The following is a 17,419-nucleotide window of genomic DNA, read 5'->3' as shown; positions in this document are numbered from 1 at the left end:
TCGGCGTGTCGCGGTCGGTGCGGGTTCCACGGTCGTCCGCGCGGGATGCCGGGGGATCGGCGTGATTCCGGTAGCGTAGCGGCGTGATTCTCCCCGGACGAGCGGTGCCCGCATGCATCTGAAGAGCCTGACGCTCAAGGGGTTCAAATCCTTCGCCCAGCCGACCAGCTTCGTGTTCGAGCCTGGTGTGACCTGCATCGTCGGACCGAACGGATCGGGCAAGTCGAACGTCGTCGACGGTCTCGCCTGGGTGATGGGCGAACAGGGCGCGAAGACGCTCCGCGGCGGCAAGATGGAGGACGTCATCTTCGCCGGCACCTCGACGCGCGGACCGCTCGGTCGCGCGGAGGTGCAGCTCACGATCGACAACGCCGACGGTGCCCTGCCGATCGAATACGCCGAGGTGACGATCAGTCGCACGCTGTTCCGCAACGGGTCCAGCGAGTACGCGATCAACGGCGACAGCTGCCGCCTTCTCGACGTGCAGGAGCTCCTCAGCGACTCCGGCCTCGGACGCGAGATGCACGTCATCGTCGGCCAGGGGCGACTCGACACGGTTCTGCAGGCGTCGCCGGAGGATCGGCGCGGCTTCATCGAGGAGGCCGCCGGCATCCTGAAGCACCGGCGACGCAAAGAGAAAACCCTCCGCAAGCTCGATGCGATGGAGACGAACCTCACCCGTCTGAGCGACCTCGCCGGTGAGATCCGACGCCAGCTCAAGCCGCTCGGCCGCCAGGCGGAGATCGCGCGGGAGGCCCAGACCATCGCGGCTGTCGTCCGCGACGCCAAGGCGCGCATCTTCGCCGACGACGTCGTGGCCCTGCGCACCGCTCTCGCAGATCACACGCGCACCGAGCACGAGCGGCACACCGAGCGCCTGGTGCTCACCGATCAGGTCGAAGGCGTTCGCGCCGGCATCACCCGGTTGGAGCAGGACCAGAACTCCGTCGCGGTCGATCAGGCGCGCAGCGTGGCCTTCGGGCTCGAGCAGGTGCAAGAGCGCATGCGCGGCCTCTACACGCTCGCGAACCAGCGCCTCGCGCTGCTCGGTTCGGAGGAGGACGACGCGGCGGTCACAGCCGTCACGGTCACGCAGAGCACCATCGATGAGGCGAGGGCGGAGATCGACGTGATCTCGGCCGGCCTCGGCGACGCTCAGGATGCGGCGGTCACCGCCAGCCGCGAGGTCGTGCACGCTCGTGCCGAGCTGGACACGCTCGACGTCGACATCGCCGAGCAGAGCGCCCTCGTCTCCGAGTACGACATGCGTCTCACCACGCTGCGCGGAACAGCGGATGCCGCAGCCTCGGCCCTCGCGGCCGTGCGCGGAGCGGTCCTCCGGCAGGAGAACGCCCTCGAGGCGGCGAACATCCGGCGCCGGGAGGCGACCGATGCGCTCGAGAGCCTCGACGACGCCGAGGCTCCGGAGGGGACGGCGGTCGAGCACGCCGCGGCCTACGACAGTGCGCAGCGCGCAGCATCCGCTGCAGAGTCCGAGCGAGAGGCGCTGCGAGAGCGATTGCACACCGCCGAGCGCGAGGTCGACTCTCTGACCGCCAAGGCCGCCGCGCTGAGCAGTGCGCTCGCTCTCTCGGGCGGAGCTGCCGAGATCGTCAAGGAGGGCGGTGCCGGCGTGCGCGGTCTCGTCGGCGACGCCGTGCAGGTGCTTTCCGGCTTCGAAGCCGCCATCGCGGCGGTGCTCGGTCCGCTCGCGGAGGGGGTCCTCATCGACTCGGCGGCCGACGCCTTCGCTCTCGCAGCACAGGCGACCGCGCAGCGACGGGGAGTCGTGGACTTCGTGGTCGCCGACTCGCTGCGTCCGAACGTCGAGCTGCCCCGCATCGAGGGGGTCACGCCCGCGATCGAGACGGTCACCGCCCCGGACGGCGTCCTCGGAGTGCTGTCGCACGTGCTTATCGCGTCGGATCTCGATTCGTCACGTGCGGCTCGCGCAGCGCTCGACGTCGCCGGCGACACCACCACGACCATCGTCACGATCGGCGGCGACGTGATCACGGCGCAGACGCTGCGCACCGGTTCCGGAGGCGAGCGCTCGCGTCTGGAGCTCGCCGCAGAGCGCGACGCGGCCAGGGAGCGACTGACCGAGATCCAGATCGTCGTGGATTCGCTGCGCGAGGCGCGCGAGGACGCGAACGAGACTGTGGAGATGACGCGCCGTCAGGCGAAGGACGCACTCCGCGCCCTCCGCGAGCACGATGCCGCGCTGGCCACCCACGCCGAGCAGGTGAACCGGATCACGGTGCGTCATGAGTCGGCCGTTGCCGAGTGCGAGCGGCTGGAGACGGGTCTCGCCCAGGCCCAGGCGGCGGTCGCGGACGCCGAGGCGAAGGCCCTCACTGCGAAGGAGGCGGTCGAGGCCGCCATCTCCGCCCCGCGTCCGGTGCTCGACGCGACCGCCCGCGATGGCCTGCTCGATGCCCTCGAAGCGGCGCGGGAGAACGAGGTGCGCGCCAGGCTCGAGATCGAGACGCTCCGAGAGCGGGTGCGCGCGGCTCAGGCGCGAGTGACCAGTCTGGAGCGGCAGAGGGAACAGGAGCGGGATGCCGCGGCCGAAGCTGCACGGCGCGCGGTCATCCGGCGCGGGCAGCGGGAGGCGGCCTCCGGTGTGGCGGAGGAGCTGCCCCGCATCCTCGATTCGCTCGACCGTTCGGTCACCGAGGCCAGGCTCGCGCTCGGCGAAGCCGAAGCTGCGCGGTCGGCACAGAACGAAGAACTCGTCGCGCTGCGCGCGCAGGAGACATCTCTTCGCGAGCGTCTGGCGGGACTCACCGAGAGCGTGCACGGTCTGGAGTTGCAGATCCACGAGAAGAAGCTGCACCTGAACAGCCTGCTGGAGCGCGTGTCGTCGGAACTGGCGCTCGACGAAGATATTCTCATTGCGGAATATGGTCCGGATCAGCTGGTTCCTCGCGATCCAGGGGGAGAGCCGGCGGACGGCGAGCTCATCGACGATACGGCGATCCCGTTCGATCGCCGTATCCAGCAGCGGCGACTCGCCGAGGCAGAGCGCAAGCTCGGCCAGCTCGGACGGGTGAACCCCTTGGCGCTCGAGGAGTTCGCAGCCCTCGAGCAGCGCCACGCCTTCCTCACCGAGCAGCTGACCGATCTCACCCAGACGCGCCAAGACCTCCTGACGATCATCGGCGACCTCGACGAGCGGATGCAGACGATCTTCGCGAGCGCCTTCGAGGACACGAAAGAGGCGTTCGGCCAGGTGTTCCCGCTGCTCTTCCCCGGCGGAACCGGCAGCATCAGCCTCACCGATCCCGAGAACATGCTCACGACGGGCATCGAGGTCTCGGTCCGTCCGGTGGGCAAGAAGATCGAGCGTCTGTCCCTGCTCTCCGGTGGAGAGCGTTCCCTGGCGGCGGTCGCGCTACTGGTCGCGATCTTCAAGGCCCGTCCGAGCCCGTTCTACATCCTGGATGAGGTCGAGGCCGCTCTCGACGACGCGAACCTCGGGCGATTGCTCACGGTGTTCGAGCAGTTGCGGGAGACCTCCCAGCTCCTGGTCATCACGCACCAGAAGCGCACCATGGAGATCGCCGACGCACTCTACGGCGTCTCGATGCGTCAGGACGGTGTCTCCGCGGTGGTCGGCCAACGGGTCGGGGATCGGGTCTCCGCCGCGAGCTGATCCACTCTCCGTCGTGACGCCCGCGCGGATCATTCTCGTCCGCGCCCCGTAGGCTGGACGCATGGCGGAGAAGTCCTGGTCTCTCGGTCGCGCACTGCGCGGCATGTTCGTCAAGCCCACCATCGACGAGACGACCTGGGAGGACCTCGAGACCGCGCTCATCACCGCCGACTTCGGCCCTGACATCAGCGAGCGCATCGTGGAGGAGCTGCGTCAGAAGGTCGATCGGTACCGCACGACGGATCCGCAGGACCTGCAGCGGATGCTGCGCGAGACGCTCGAGGAGCACTTCGCGAAGTTCGACACCACCCTCAAGCTCACCGAGCGCCCCGCGGTGGTTCTTGTCGTCGGAGTCAACGGCGTCGGGAAGACCACGACCATCGGCAAGTTCACGAAGTTCCTCCGTGGCTTCCAGCGGAGCGTGGTGGTCGGTGCGGCAGACACCTTCCGTGCGGCGGCCGTCGACCAACTCGCCACCTGGGCGCAGCGCGGGGGAGCGGCGATCGTCCGTCCTCAGCAGGAGGGGCAGGATCCGGCATCCGTCGCGTTCCAGACCGTCGACTACGCGAAGCGCGAGGGGATCGAGATCGCGATCATCGACACCGCGGGGCGCCTGCACACCAAGGGCGGCCTGATGGACGAGCTCGGCAAGATCCGCCGCGTGATCGAGAAGCAGGCGCCGATCAGCGAGGTGCTGCTCGTCCTCGACGCGACGACGGGTCAAAACGGCGTGCTCCAGGCGCAGTCCTTCCTCGAGCACGCGGGCGTCACCGGACTGGTCATCACGAAGCTCGATGGCTCCGCCAAGGGCGGCTTCGTCCTCGCGGTGCAGGAGCGCACCGGCATCCCGGTGAAGCTTCTCGGGCAGGGTGAGGGGATCGATGATCTCACCGGTTTCACCCCCCATGTTTTCGTCCAATCGCTGGTCGGTTGAGGAGAGGGCTACCGCAGTGAGCACGAGGCTGGTTTCATAGCGTTATGGCGATCGAACACGACTACTTCGGACTCCTGTCGTCCGGTCCGGACGGCTCGATCTTCTGGTCCGAGACGGTGGAGCTGGGGGACCAGAGCGTCACCGTCGACCTCACGGCGCCCGACCAGGACGACGTCTCCGCAGACGCCCTCGACATCGCCGCCTCTCTCATCGCCGGGCTGGAGAGCGTCGACGACACCGCACGCCGGGGCATGCTCTCCGAGGTCGACGATCGCACGAGCGAAGTGACCGAGTACATCCTCCAGCAGCAGGAGGCCTACGGGGACGACCTCCCCGATGTGCTCGTCGACGTCTCGGGCGATCCCGCCGTCGACATCATCCGGTCTCTGCGGCTCATGAGCATGACGATCCTCGCGGACGAGCACGGCGGATCCGAACCCTTCGCCGTGTTGGAGTACGCGCTCGACGACACCTCCAGCGACGACGTGCTGCTCGTGAACCTCGGTTCCGACGGCGGCGTGCAGTCCGTGATGAGCGCCGACTGAGCCTGACTGCCGGGGGCTACACGGCCTGAGCGAAGCCCAGGTCTGCGCTCTCCGCGATGTGGGCCAGGTGTGACGGGATCTCACGGCCCTTCGATGCCATCGACTGCGCCCACAGCCGCCCCGCCCGGTACGAGGACCGCACCAGGGGACCGGCGAGCACACCGAGGAATCCGATCCGCTCCGCCTCCTCCTTGAACTCCACGAACTCCGCCGGCTTCACCCAGCGCGCGACGGGGAGATGGCGTGGCGTCGGCCGGAGGTACTGCGTGATCGTGATGATGTCGCATCCGGCCTCGTGCAGATCCTGCAGGGCCTGCACCACCTCTTCGGGCTCCTCGCCCATGCCGAGGATCAGGTTCGACTTGGTGATGAGTCCGGCGTTGCGTCCCTGCGTCAGGACGTCGAGCGACCGCTCGTAGCGGAAAGCCGGACGGATCCGCTTGAAGATACGGGGAACGGTTTCGACGTTATGCGCGAAGACCTCGGGTCGGGCGTCGAAGATCTGGCCAAGGAAAGCCGGATCGGCGTTGTGCTCGTTCGCGAGCAGCTCGACGCCTGTGTTCGGGTTGAGTTCGTGGATCTTACGCACGGTCTCGGCGTTGAGCCACGCGCCCGTGTCGGGCAGGTCGTCGCGTGCGACACTCGTCACGGTGGCGTAGCGGAGTCCCATCTTCTGCACGCTCTCGGCCACTCGGCGCGGCTCGTCGGTGTCGTAGGCGTCGGGCTTGCCGGTGTCGATCTGACAGAAGTCGCAGCGTCGCGTGCACTGCGATCCGCCGATGAGGAAGGTGGCCTCGCGGTCCTCCCAGCACTCGAAGATGTTCGGGCAGCCGGCCTCCTGGCACACGGTGTGCAGGTCTTCGCTCTTCACGAGCGAATACAGGGCGGTGTATTCCGGGCCCATCTTCGCCTTGGTCTTGATCCACTCGGGCTTTCGCTCGATGGGCGTCTCGGCATTGCGGATCTCGAGGCGGAGGAGCTTTCGTCCCTCGGGTGCGGCGGCGGTCATGCGAGAACTCCGGCGAGGTCGGTGGTCGTGTATTCGGTGGTGAAGGCCGCGATCACGGCCTCGACGATGTCGGTGGGGGAGACCGAAGTGCCGGTCGTCTCGCTGACAGTCGTGACCCCGGCGTCGGTGATGCCGCACGGGATGATGCCGCGGAAGCCGGCGAGGGAGTTGTCGCAGTTGATCGCGAACCCATGCATCGTCACGCCCTGCTGTACGCGTACTCCGATGGCCGCGACCTTGTCCTCGGACAGCGGGCGGCGCACCCACACCCCGCTCCGGCCGTCGACCTGGTACCCGTCGACACCGAAGCCACGGAGCACGTCGATCAGGAGGCGCTCGAGGCGGCGCACGTGGGCGACGACGTCCATCGGCTCCGGCAGACGCACGATCGGATACCCGACCAGCTGACCCGGTCCGTGCCAGGTGATCTTCCCGCCGCGATCGACGTCGACCACAGGCGTGCCGTCTTGAGGTCGCTCCTGGGGCTCTGTGCGCTTGCCCGCCGTATACACCGCTTCGTGCTCGAGGAGGATCAGCGTGTCGGGGCGCGTGCCGTCGACGACGTCGGCATGGATGCGACGCTGCAGCTCCCAGCCCTCTGTGTACGGAACCGGATTCGGAGCGAAACCGGGTGTGAGGATGTCGAGCATGCTCGTCTGCCCCTTCGAGAAGTTGTTGGAGTGTGTCTAACAATACTCCTCGTGAAGGCGGGAGAGCTCAACGCGCCGGGTCGGCGGTAGCGTGAGGGCATGAACTCCACCGGTCGAGCAGGTCGTCCCCGCGCCTCGTCGCGCGAGACGCTCGCCGAAGCGGCCTGCGAGCTGTTCCTGGAGCGCGGTTACGACGCGACCTCGGTGGCCGACATCACGCAGCGCGCCGGAGTGAGCCGGTCGAGCTTCTTCAACTACTTCACCTCGAAGAGCGACGTGCTGTGGTCGGGCATCGACGAGAGGATCGAGCACGCGGCAGCGTCGCTCCGCGACCTCGGTCAAGGGGCGGCGGGTGACTCGGTGCGCGGCATCCTGCTCCAGATCGTCCGGGACTTCGCACCCGACCCGCTTGCGCTGGCGCTGCGCAACGCACAGGCGATGGGGCTGGAGGACGAGCTCGTGCGCGACACCGGACTCCGCCACGCGCGCCTGGCGGCGGCCGTGTCTTCCGCTGCCACGGCAGCCGGCTACGACGTGCTCAAGGCCGACATCCTCGGTGCCGCCCACGCAGCGGCAGTGCTCTCCTCGCTGAGGGTCTGGGCCGAGCAGGGCGCCGGTCGTGGCTCGCCCGAGACCGTTCTTCGTGAGGCGCTCGGAACCATCCACGACCTCCCCTGGGCGGATTGAGCAGACCCGCGGACGAAATGCCGGATGCCGGACACGTCATGAGTGAACCCACCCCCGAGGAGGAACTCATGATCAGGGATCAACTGGACGACCTGTTGGATGCTGCGGCACCCGCCGTGACCACGATCACGGCCGATGACGTGCGGGCGATGGTGCTCGCCGCTCGATCCGAAGTACCGAAGCAACCGCGCGCACGCCGCGCAGCGATCCTGAGCGGCGCTTTGGCGGTCCTGCTCGTGGGCGGCGCGGGCGTGGCGACGGCCTCCGGAGATTGGCTCTGGAGCGATGGACTGGAGAACCCCGATCGCAGCTACAGCTACACATCGCCCACCTGGGGCGAGTGCGAGATCCGGTTCAGCCAGCTGGACACGCACAATCCACTGATCCAGGCGGACGTCGATCGGATCATCGACGGGTGGTTCGCAACGACCGACGTCGAGGCCGCAGCGGCTCCGTTCGTGGACGATCATCTCCGTCAGATCGAGTCCGATCAGGCCGCAGCCGTGGATGAGGTCTTGGATCCGCGCCAGCCCGACCTGAACTCCTGGTTCTCCCACGACGCCGCTCTCAGCCAGGCGCTGTATGAGGAGCTCAAGGCGCACGGCTACGACAGCGGTGCGGGGGACCTGGAAGGAGCCGAAGCCCACAGCCAGGTGCACTGCGAGGGCGAGGACTGGGGCGGCGAGGGTGGCACCCCGTGAGGCGTTCGGACGAGCCGGTCTCGAAAGCACTCGAGAGCTGCAGCGCCGACATCCTGAACTACCTCGCCCGACGCGTCGGTCCTGACGACGCGCCCGACCTCCTCGGCGAGACCATGGTCACCGCCTGGCGCCGGGGTCGTGACCTCCCGGACGAGCCAGAGCGTGCGCGGATGTGGCTGTTCGGCATCGCTCGCGGAACCCTGCAGAACCACGCGCGGGGCGCCCGGCGACGCTGGGCCCTGGCCGATCGCATCCGACTCCATGTGCAGGGCGAGACCACCGCTCCACCCTCGGATGCCGGTGCAGAGGTGCGCGACGCGATCGAGCGGCTCGATCCCGACCTCGCGGAAGTCGTGCGCCTGGTGCACTGGGATGGGTTCTCGCTCACGGACGCGGCCGAGCTCCTCGGCATTCCGTCATCCACGGTGCGCGGTCGCTATCAGCGGGCGAAGAGCGAGCTTCGTGCCGCGCTGAGCGTGGAGGCTCCGCTCGCGTAGAATCGACAGCACCATGGCTACCTTTGGCACGCTCTCCGATCGGCTCACCGAGACCTTCCGCAACCTTCGCACGAAGGGCAAGCTCACCGCGGCTGACGTCGACGGCACCGTGCGCGAGATCCGTCGCGCGCTGCTCGACGCCGACGTCGCACTCGTCGTGGTGAAGGACTTCACGGCGAAGGTGCGCGAGCGCGCGCTCGGCGATGAGGTCAGCAAGGCGCTCAACCCGGCGCAGCAGGTCGTGCAGATCGTCAACGAGGAGCTCGTGCAGATCCTCGGCGGCGAGCAGCGCCGTCTGCAGTTCGCCAAGACCGCGCCCACCGTCATCATGCTCGCCGGCCTCCAAGGTTCGGGTAAGACCACCTTCGCGGGCAAGCTCGCCAAGCAGCTCGAGGGCGAGGGGCACACGCCCCTTCTGGTCGCCGCCGACCTGCAGCGCCCCAACGCCGTCAACCAGCTTCAGGTGGTTGCCCAGCAGGCCGGTGCCACCGTCTACGCGCCCGAGCCGGGCAACGGCGTCGGCGACCCGGTGAAGGTCTCGCGTGACGGCGTCGAGCACGCCCGCCGGCACCAGCACGACGTCGTCATCATCGACACCGCCGGTCGCCTCGGCGTCGATGCCGAGCTGATGAAGCAGGCCGCCGACATCCGCAAGGCCGTCGACCCCGACGAGGTGCTGTTCGTCATCGACGCGATGATCGGTCAGGACGCCGTCAACACGGCCAAGGCCTTCCAGGAGGGCGTCGACTTCACCGGCGTCGTGCTCTCGAAGCTCGACGGCGATGCGCGCGGTGGTGCGGCGCTGTCCGTCGCATCCGTGACCGGTCGGCCGATTATCTTCGCCTCGACGGGTGAGCGTCTCGAAGACCTCGAGCCGTTCTACCCCGACCGCATGGCGAGTCGCATCCTCGACCTCGGCGACATCCTGACCCTCATCGAACAGGCCCAGCAGGCCTTCGATGAGGAAGAGGCCATGAAGATGGCCGAGAAGCTTGCGACCGAGGCCTTCACGCTGGAGGACTTCCTCGAGCAGCTGCAGCAGATGAAGAAGATGGGCTCGATGAAGAAGATGCTCGGGATGCTCCCGGGTATGGGCCAGATGAAGCAGCAGCTCGAGGACTTCGACGAGCGCGAGATCGACCGCACCGAGGCCATCATCCGTTCGATGACGCCCGGCGAGCGTCGCAACCCGAAGGTGCTCAACGGTTCGCGCCGCCTGCGCATCGCGCGCGGCTCCGGCATGACCGTCACCGACGTCAACCAGCTCGTGCAGAGGTTCGAGCAGGCGGCCAAGATGATGAAGACCGTCGCGCGAGGCGGCACCCCGAACATCCCCGGGATGGGTGCGGTTCCCGGCATGGGTCGCCCTGGCGCCTCGTCGAAGCGCGGCAAGAAGGGCAAGTCGTCCGGCGGATCCCGCTCGGGCAACCCCGCGAAGCGCGCTGCCGAGAACGCCGGTGTCGCATCGACTTCGGCTCCGACCGGCTCCGGCTTCGGCCTGGGCGGTGGAGCACCTCAGCAGCCGAGCGAGGCTGACCTCGCCGAGATCCAGAAGCTCTTCGGCAAGAGCTGATCCGCGGTCAGCGCGGCGCCGCGAGAGCGGGCGCCGCGGTGGGCTCTGCCGCAGGGCTGGTCATCCGCCCCCTGCGGGCGAAGATCTGACCGGAGACAAGCGCGCCGAGGGCGATCGTGAAGCCGATCACCTGCACGGCCGTGAACGCTTCTCCGGCGATCAGCGCGCCCAGGATCGTCGCGACGATGGGGGAGAGCAGCGCGAGCAGTCCGGGAGCGATGACGGGCAGCTGCTGGATGCCGCGGAACCACAGTGTGTACGCCACGATTCCGCCGGCGGTCCCGAGCCAGAGATACCCGAGCGCCGCGCCGCCGTCGATCGTGGCGGGCACGCCCTCGACCAGCAACGTCACCGGCAGCAGGAGGAGTCCGCCCGCGGCCAGCTGCCACCCGGCGTAGGCGATCGGGCCGACGCCGGACGGGCGGCCCCAGCGCTTGGTCAGGATCATGCCCACGCCGGTGGCGGTGACGCCCCCGAGCGCCGCCAGGATTCCCCAGAGGTCCAGCGACGCCGCCGGTCCGAGCACGACGAGCGCGACTCCACCAGCGCCTGCGACCGCCGCCGCCGCGGTGGCCGGCCGGATCCTCTCCTGCAGCACGAGTGAGCCGAGCACCAGCACGATGAGCGGCTGCGCGCCCGCGACCGCCGCCGCGACGCCGCCGGGGAGCCGCTCTGCCGCGAGGAACAGGAGCGGGAAGAAGGCTCCGATGTTGAGCCCGCCGAGCGCGAACGCCTTCCACCACCAGGTGCCTCGAGGGAGTCGGCGGCTGACCGCGATGGCGAGCAGGCCGGCGGGCAGAGAACGGAGCAGTCCCGCGAACAGCGGATGCCCGAGGGGGAGGAGCTCGGTCGTGACGAGGTACGTCGTTCCCCAGGCGATCGGGGCCAGTGCCGTCAGCAGGAGGATGGTGACTCGGTTCATGCTTCCAGGCTCCTCTGACAACTTCGATGAGTCCAACGCATGCTTGTCACGCAAAGCATGAAGCGGGATCATGGTCGGATGGAGTTGCAGCAGCTGAGGTATGTCGTCGAGGTCGCCGCGACGTCGAGCTTCACTCGCGCTGCGGAGCGCTGTTTCGTCACCCAGTCGGCTCTGAGTCATCAGATCGCCGCGCTCGAACGCGAACTCGGGCAGCGGCTCTTCGTACGATCGAGTCGCAGAGTGCGCCTCACCGAGGCCGGGGAGGCGTTCGTTCCTCACGCGCGAGCGGCGCTGCTCGCCGCAGAGCAGGCGAAGGAGGATGCGGCGGCCGTCGCCGGGGACGTCGTCGGAACTCTGCGCCTCGGAGTCATCCCGACGGTCACCGCCGTCGGCCTGCCCGCGCTGCTCGTCGCGTACCGCGCGGCGCATCCGTCGGCTCGTGTGGAACTGCGGGTGGGCAACAGTGACTCGTTGACGGCGGCGGTCCGCGATGGCGATCTCGACGTGGTGCTCCTCGGGCTCCGAGAGGGCCAGGCTCCGAGCGGCGTCGCCTCGCGGGTGCTCTCGTCCGATCGTCTGGTCGCGGTCCTCCCGCCTGGCCACGACCTCGCGGCATCGGCATCCGTCGATCTTCGCGACCTGGCGGGCATGACGTTCGCGGACTTCCCCGCCTCGACGTCGGGTCGCGCACAGAGCGACGCGGCGTTCACCGCAGCCGGTATCGAACGCGACGTGGTCTTCGAGGCGGATTCCGCCGAGCTGATGCTCGGTCTGGTGGCCGCCGGCCTCGCGATCGCACTGCTGGCTCCCGGAGTCATCGTGCGGTCGGGAGTCGATGTGGTCGCCGTCGAGGTGCGGGACGGCCCGAAAAGGGTCGAGTACGTGGCATGGGATGTGGCTGCGCCACGCAGCGTCGCCCGGGCGTTCCTCGCGATTCTCGCGAACCACGAGCGCCTCTGACCGCATGCTCGCCGGTATTCTGCGTCACTACGGATCTCCGCGATGGCGTCCGGTAGCGTGAACGGCTGCGAGTTCGAGCCGGAGAGATCCTCCCGCCGACGATCGCTGAGAGAGAGTGACGAGTGGGATTCCTCAACTTCGGGAAGAAGAAGTCGGCTGCCGAAGTCGATCCCGATCTCGACGACCTGACGAAGGAACAGGCTGCTCTACTCCGCCGACTCTTCGCCGAGCTCTGGCCCGCTGCGGAGGGCACGGTCACGGTGCACGGGGACTATGCGGAGAGCTCCTCCGGCGGCCAGTTCGGGTTGTACAACCTCTCCCGTGCGGTGAAGCTCGAGCCGGAACAGAACTGGCCGCAGGTCGTCGAGCGTCACATCTCCGGCTTGTTCAGCCGCAGGTCGGAGCCCACGGACGACGAGCTCTCCGATGACGAGATCCTGTCGCTCGTGAAGGCCCGCCTCATCCCGAGCACCTACCTGCCCGAGAGCCACCGTGCCCAGTTCACCTACCGTCGCGCGATCGTGAACGACCTCGAGGCGATCCTGATGCTGGACTATCCCGAGACCGTGTCCACCGTCCCGGATGCGATCGTCAGCCGCTTCGACGCGGACCGCCTGTGGCCGGCGGCGATCGCCGCGGTCTCCGCCGAGCCTCTCGCGGAGATGCAGACACTGGATGCCGGAAGCGGTCCGTTCCACCTCATCGCGACGGAGTCGATGTTCACGGCGAGTCGTGCCCTCGACATCCCGGCGCTGCTCGCTCGCGTGGGTGTGCCTTCCGCGCCGTATGGCGTGCTCTTCGCCGTGCCTTCGCGTCACCATCTGGCGTTCCACGTCGTGGAGGGCCCGAGTGCGCTCCAGGTGGTGCACGGGATAGCTCAGTTCGCTCAGATGGCCTTCTCGGACGGCGTCGGCGAGATCTCGGCGAACGTGTACTACTGGAGTGCAGCGGGATACGAGCAGGTCACGACCACCCGCGAAGACGGATCGGTGACGGTCGACGGAACCGGCGCCTTCTTCGCGACGATCAACGGCTTCTGATTTCGCGCACGGAAAAGGCGGGCCCGGAGGGATTACCTCCGAGCCCGCCTCGATGATCGCGTGTGATCAGTTCACGTCCTCGTCGACCCAGTCCATCGACTTGGTGACGGCCTTGCGCCACAGGCGCAGCTGACGGTCGCGCTCACCGGCCTCCATCAACGGCTCCCAGCGCTTGTCCTCCTGCCAGTTGGCAGAGAGGTCATCCAGGCCGTTCCAGAAGCCCACCGCGAGGCCGGCGGCGTACGCCGCACCCAGCGCCGTGGTCTCGGCGACGACCGGACGCACCACCGGGACGCCCAGGACATCGGCCTGGAACTGCATGAGTGCATCGTTCGCGACCATGCCGCCGTCGACCTTCAGCTCGGTGAGGTCGACTCCGGCATCCGCGTTGACCGCGTCGAGCACGTCGCGCGTCTGGAACGCCACGGCCTCGAGCGCCGCGCGAGCGATGTGGTTCTTGTTCGCGTAGCGGGTGAGGCCGACGATCGCGCCGCGAGCATCCGGTCGCCAGTACGGAGCGAAGAGTCCCGAGAAAGCCGGGACGATGTACACGCCGCCGTTGTCGTCGACCTGCTCGGCCAGCTTCTCGACCTCGGGGGCCGAAGAGATGATGCCGAGCTGGTCCCGGAGCCACTGGATCAGCGAGCCCGTGACGGCGATCGAACCCTCGAGCGCGTAGTGGGTCGGACCGTCACCGAGCTTGTAGCCGACGGTGGTGAGCAGCCCGTTCTTCGAGTGGACGATCTCCTCGCCCGTGTTGAAGATCAGGAAGCAGCCCGTGCCGTAGGTGTTCTTGCTCTCACCGGTCTGGAACGCCGCCTGGCCGAAGGTCGCCGCCTGCTGGTCGCCGAGGATGCCGGCGATCGGCGTCTCACGCAGCAGAGAGGAGTCCTCCGCGTTGCCGTACACCTCGGAGGAGGAGCGGATCTCCGGCATCATCGAGCGCGGCACGCCGAACACCTCGAGGATGTCGTCGCGCCACTCGAGCGTCTCGAGGTCCATGAACATGGTCCGGGAGGCGTTGGTGACATCGGTCGCATGCACACCGCCGTCCACGCCGCCGGTGAGGTTCCAGAGCACCCAGCTGTCGGTGGTGCCGAAGGCGAGGTCACCCGCCTCCGCCTTCTCACGGGCACCGTCGACGTTCTCGAGGATCCAGGCGATCTTGGTGCCGGAGAAGTACGTCGCCAGCGGAAGGCCGACGATGTCCTTGAACCGGTCTCCGCCGCCATCGGCCGCGAGACGGTCGACGATCTCCTGCGTGCGGGTGTCCTGCCAGACGATCGCGTTGTAGACCGGCTTGCCGGTCGTCCGGTCCCACACCACCGCGGTCTCGCGCTGGTTGGTGATGCCGATCGCGGCGATGTCGTGACGGGTGAGGTCGGCGCGGCTCAGCGCGAGCCCGATGACCTCCTGCACGTTGCGCCAGATCTCGGCGGCATCGTGCTCGACCCAGCCGGCCTTCGGAAGGATCTGCTCGTGCTCCTTCTGGCCCGACTCGATGATGCTCCCCTTCTTGTCGAAGATGATGGCGCGGCTCGAGGTCGTTCCCTGGTCGATGGCGATGATGTAGTCAGCCACTGTGCTTCTCCTTTGAATAGCTTTGCGGTTGCGTTGTGCGTCGGTCAGCCGGCGAGGCCGAGGAGCGCGGGAGCGGCGAGAGCGGCGAGCACACCACCGAGGAGCGGACCGACGACGGGGACCCACGAGTAGGACCAGTCGCTGGAGCCCTTGCCCTTGATCGGCAGGATGGCGTGGGCGATGCGCGGGCCGAGGTCACGGGCCGGGTTGATGGCGTAGCCGGTCGGTCCACCGAGCGAGGCGCCGATCGCGACGACGAGCAGCGCGACGGGGAGCGCGGTGAGCGGTCCGAGGCCTCCGGGCGTGCCGACCTCGATGTCGCCGTAGTCCGCGAACGCGAAGATCACGAACACCAGCACGAACGTGCCGATGATCTCGGTGACCAGGTTCCAGCCGTACGAGCGGATCGCGGGACCGGTCGAGAAGACGCCGAGCTTGTTGGCGGCCTCCGGCTCCTCGTCGAAGTGCTGCTTGTAGGCGAGCCACGTGAGGACGGCACCGATGATCGCGCCGAGCAGTTCAGCACCGGTGGCCGTCAGGAACATCACGAACGAGATCTTGCCGGCGACCAGCAGGCCGATGCCGACAGCGGGGTTGAGGATGGCACCGGAGTACGCGGAGGCGAGCACACCGGCGAAGACCGCGAGGCCCCATCCCCAGTTGACCATCAGGAAGCCGCCGGCGAAGCCCTTGTTCTTCGCGAGAGCGACGTTGGCGACCACACCACAACCGAGGAGGATCAGCATCGCTGTGCCGACCAACTCCGACAGGAAGTAGAGACCGAGATTCACATCAGCCATGTCTTCATTGACCTTTCTTGAGTGTCAGGGCCCCTCTGCCCCGACACGGTGAGGGAGTTTCGCCGCGAGGAGGGCGGCGGTCGGAGTTCTCGTCAGCCGCGGGCGCGGGACGAGATGTGGAGTCCATGTCGTTCGTTCAGCAGCAGACGGGTCTGCTCGAGTTCAGCATCGTGCCGCGCACGATCCCAGCCCAGGAGCGGAGCCAGCGCGTCGGCGATCTCGTCGAGCACATCGGCATCCGCGTTTCCGACGAAGGCGATGCTGGTGCGGCGGAGGACGATGTCCTCCAGGCGGGCCACCATCTCGTGCTTCACCATCCACTCGAGCTCGCGGGTGGAGAGGTCACCGCCGGCCAGGGGAGCGTCGTCACCCTGTTCGACATACTCCCAGACCTGCGCGGCGCGCGTGCCGTAGCGGGCTATCAGGCGCTCGGCGCGGTCACCGGCTCCGGCGAGGTTGTCCTGGATCCAGATGCGCTTGGCCTTCTCGGTGCGGGGGAAGTCGCGTCCGCCGCCGATGGCTCGGCCTGCCGTCGAGACGGTCCTGGTGCGGTCGATCAGCCCGAGCACGACGTCGGAGACCGATTCGCCGAGTGCCCGGAAGGTCGTCCACTTGCCGCCGACGAGGCTCACCAGCGGCACTGCGCCCTTCTCGTCCACCTCGATGCGGTAGTCGCGCGACACGAAGCCGGGAGCGGTGTCCTCATGGCGGGGCAAAGGGCGGATGCCGGAGAACTTGTAGACGATCTGATCCCGCGATACCGGGATCTTCGGGAACACGTGATGGACCAGGTCGAAGAAGTAGTCGACCTCCTCGTCCGTGCAGACCGCGATCTCGCTCGGGTCGGCGTCGATGTCGGTCGTGCCGACCATGACGCGTCCCTTGAGCGGGTAGATGAGCACGATGCGACCGTCAGAGTGCTCGAAGAAGATCTCCCGACCCTGCGTCGCCTCGAGGAGCTCGGGGTGGTCGAGGACGATGTGCGAGCCCTTGGTGCCGCCCATGTAGCGGCTGTCGAGGCCGAGCGCGTCGTTGGTCAGGTCGGTCCACGGGCCGGAGGCGTTGACGACGACGTCGGCCTGCACCTCGAATTCGGTGCCGCTCTCGCGGTCACGGAGCACGACCTTGGCACCGTCGCGGGCAACGGCTTCGACGTAGTTGAGGGCGTGCGCGCCGGCGTGGGCGGCGATGCCGTCCTGGAGGACGTCCAGAGCCAGGCGCTCGGGGTCGTGCATCGAAGCGTCGTAGTAGGTCGCCGTGTACTTGATGTTCGGGTCGAGGTGCGGCAGTTCGGCGAGTGCGCGCTTGCGCCCGAGGAAGCGGTGGCGCGGAACCATGCCGCCGTCGCGCGAGAAGGTGTCGTAGATCGTCAGCCCGACCTTGATGAGGAACGCCCCGCGCTCCTGGGGCTTGCCGCTCTTGTGCGTGAGGAAGCGCAGGGGAGCGGCGAGGATGCCCGAGAACGTCGAGTAGATCGGGATCGTCGTCTGCAGCGGCTTGACGTAGTGCGGCGCGATCTTGATCAGGCCGTTGCGCTCCTGCACGGACTCGCGCACGAGACGGAACTCGCCGTTCTCCAGATAGCGGATGCCGCCGTGGATCATGTGGCTCGACGCGGCCGATGCGCCCGAGGCGAAGTCGCCGCGCTCGACGAGCAGTACGTCCACGCCCTGCAGGGCGAGGTCCCGGAACGCCGAGATGCCGTTGATCCCGCCGCCGATGACGAGGACGCTCGTGCGTCCGGATTCGCGGATCGCGCGAACCTCGGTGCGCTCCGCTGATGAGTGTGTCGAATCGGTCATTCTCGCGCTCTCTTCCTTGCTTGCCCCCAGCATCGACCTGCACGACCACGGTGCGCAAGT

At 68.0% G+C, this 17,419-nt stretch carries 15 protein-coding genes; 9 read left to right on the top strand and 6 right to left on the bottom strand.

Features of this window, described 5'->3' with window-relative positions; genetic code table 11:
* The first annotated feature begins 112 nt into the window (after nt 1-112).
* The 3 genes from smc to QFZ21_RS03150 all read left to right on the top strand — a co-directional run bounded on the left by smc (nt 113) and on the right by QFZ21_RS03150 (nt 5,137).
* On the top strand, nt 113-3,658 hold the full coding sequence (gene smc / locus QFZ21_RS03160) for a chromosome segregation protein SMC (RefSeq protein WP_307374347.1): 3,546 nt from the start codon (nt 113-115) through the stop codon (nt 3,656-3,658).
* Between the two features lie 61 nt (nt 3,659-3,719).
* Nucleotides 3,720-4,592 (top strand): signal recognition particle-docking protein FtsY, encoded by an 873-nt coding sequence (gene ftsY, locus QFZ21_RS03155; protein WP_307374344.1) that lies wholly within the window; start codon nt 3,720-3,722, stop codon nt 4,590-4,592.
* A gap of 44 nt (nt 4,593-4,636) precedes the next feature.
* Nucleotides 4,637-5,137 carry a DUF2004 domain-containing protein gene (locus QFZ21_RS03150; protein ID WP_307374342.1) on the top strand — a complete coding sequence of 167 codons (501 nt, stop codon included), beginning with the start codon at nt 4,637-4,639 and terminating at the stop codon, nt 5,135-5,137.
* Nucleotides 5,138-5,153: 16 nt separating this feature from the next.
* On the opposite strand, the gene lipA is transcribed toward QFZ21_RS03150, so the two are convergent.
* Both lipA and lipB read right to left on the bottom strand, forming a co-directional pair.
* Nucleotides 5,154-6,146: a lipoyl synthase gene (gene lipA, locus QFZ21_RS03145; protein ID WP_307374339.1), complete on the bottom strand. Its 993-nt coding sequence runs from the start codon at nt 6,144-6,146 to the stop codon at nt 5,154-5,156.
* Nucleotides 6,143-6,796, bottom strand: a complete 654-nt coding sequence (gene lipB, locus QFZ21_RS03140) for a lipoyl(octanoyl) transferase LipB (RefSeq protein WP_307374337.1) — start codon at nt 6,794-6,796, stop codon at nt 6,143-6,145. The genes lipA and lipB overlap by 4 nt, the downstream gene beginning before the upstream one ends.
* Before the next feature lie 99 nt (nt 6,797-6,895).
* Between lipB and QFZ21_RS03135 the strand changes: the two genes are divergently transcribed.
* From QFZ21_RS03135 to ffh, 4 genes are read left to right on the top strand one after another with little or no spacing between them, the layout of a single operon-like run.
* A complete protein-coding gene (locus tag QFZ21_RS03135) occupies nt 6,896-7,483 on the top strand; it encodes a TetR/AcrR family transcriptional regulator (RefSeq protein WP_307374334.1) in 588 nt (195 codons plus the stop codon).
* A 38-nt stretch (nt 7,484-7,521) separates the two neighbouring features.
* The gene (locus QFZ21_RS03130; protein WP_307374331.1) at nt 7,522-8,184 is read left to right on the top strand and encodes a hypothetical protein; all 663 of its coding nucleotides are present in this window, start codon (nt 7,522-7,524) and stop codon (nt 8,182-8,184) included.
* Complete coding sequence (locus QFZ21_RS03125) at nt 8,181-8,681, top strand: RNA polymerase sigma factor (RefSeq protein ID WP_307374329.1); 501 nt, start codon at nt 8,181-8,183, stop codon at nt 8,679-8,681. Before QFZ21_RS03130 ends, QFZ21_RS03125 begins: the two co-directional genes overlap by 4 nt.
* A 13-nt stretch (nt 8,682-8,694) precedes the next feature.
* Nucleotides 8,695-10,254 (top strand): signal recognition particle protein, encoded by a 1,560-nt coding sequence (ffh, locus tag QFZ21_RS03120; RefSeq protein WP_307374328.1) that lies wholly within the window; start codon nt 8,695-8,697, stop codon nt 10,252-10,254.
* 7 nt (nt 10,255-10,261) lie between these two features.
* On the opposite strand, the gene QFZ21_RS03115 is transcribed toward ffh, so the two are convergent.
* On the bottom strand, nt 10,262-11,176 hold the full coding sequence (locus tag QFZ21_RS03115; protein ID WP_307374326.1) for an EamA family transporter: 915 nt from the start codon (nt 11,174-11,176) through the stop codon (nt 10,262-10,264).
* Between the two features lie 78 nt (nt 11,177-11,254).
* Between QFZ21_RS03115 and QFZ21_RS03110 the strand changes: the two genes are divergently transcribed.
* Both QFZ21_RS03110 and QFZ21_RS03105 read left to right on the top strand, forming a co-directional pair.
* Nucleotides 11,255-12,136, top strand: coding sequence for a LysR substrate-binding domain-containing protein (locus tag QFZ21_RS03110; protein ID WP_307374323.1), 882 nt, complete (start codon nt 11,255-11,257; stop codon nt 12,134-12,136).
* Between the two features lie 122 nt (nt 12,137-12,258).
* On the top strand, nt 12,259-13,176 hold the full coding sequence (locus QFZ21_RS03105; RefSeq protein ID WP_307374322.1) for a hypothetical protein: 918 nt from the start codon (nt 12,259-12,261) through the stop codon (nt 13,174-13,176).
* Nucleotides 13,177-13,242: 66 nt separating this feature from the next.
* Here QFZ21_RS03105 and glpK read toward each other — a convergent pair whose 3' ends face one another.
* From glpK to QFZ21_RS03090, 3 genes are all read right to left on the bottom strand, one after another.
* Complete coding sequence (gene glpK / locus QFZ21_RS03100) at nt 13,243-14,757, bottom strand: glycerol kinase GlpK (protein ID WP_307374320.1); 1,515 nt, start codon at nt 14,755-14,757, stop codon at nt 13,243-13,245.
* Nucleotides 14,758-14,801: 44 nt separating this feature from the next.
* Complete coding sequence (locus tag QFZ21_RS03095; protein ID WP_307374318.1) at nt 14,802-15,557, bottom strand: MIP/aquaporin family protein; 756 nt, start codon at nt 15,555-15,557, stop codon at nt 14,802-14,804.
* Between the two features lie 92 nt (nt 15,558-15,649).
* Nucleotides 15,650-17,359 (bottom strand): glycerol-3-phosphate dehydrogenase/oxidase, encoded by a 1,710-nt coding sequence (locus tag QFZ21_RS03090; protein ID WP_307374317.1) that lies wholly within the window; start codon nt 17,357-17,359, stop codon nt 15,650-15,652.
* Nucleotides 17,360-17,419 lie beyond the last annotated feature (60 nt).

It is taken from the genome of Microbacterium sp. W4I20 (genome assembly GCF_030816505.1).
Taxonomy (GTDB): domain Bacteria; phylum Actinomycetota; class Actinomycetes; order Actinomycetales; family Microbacteriaceae; genus Microbacterium.
Note: the sequence above shows the minus strand (reverse complement) of the source record. Positions and strands in the feature narration are given on the sequence as shown.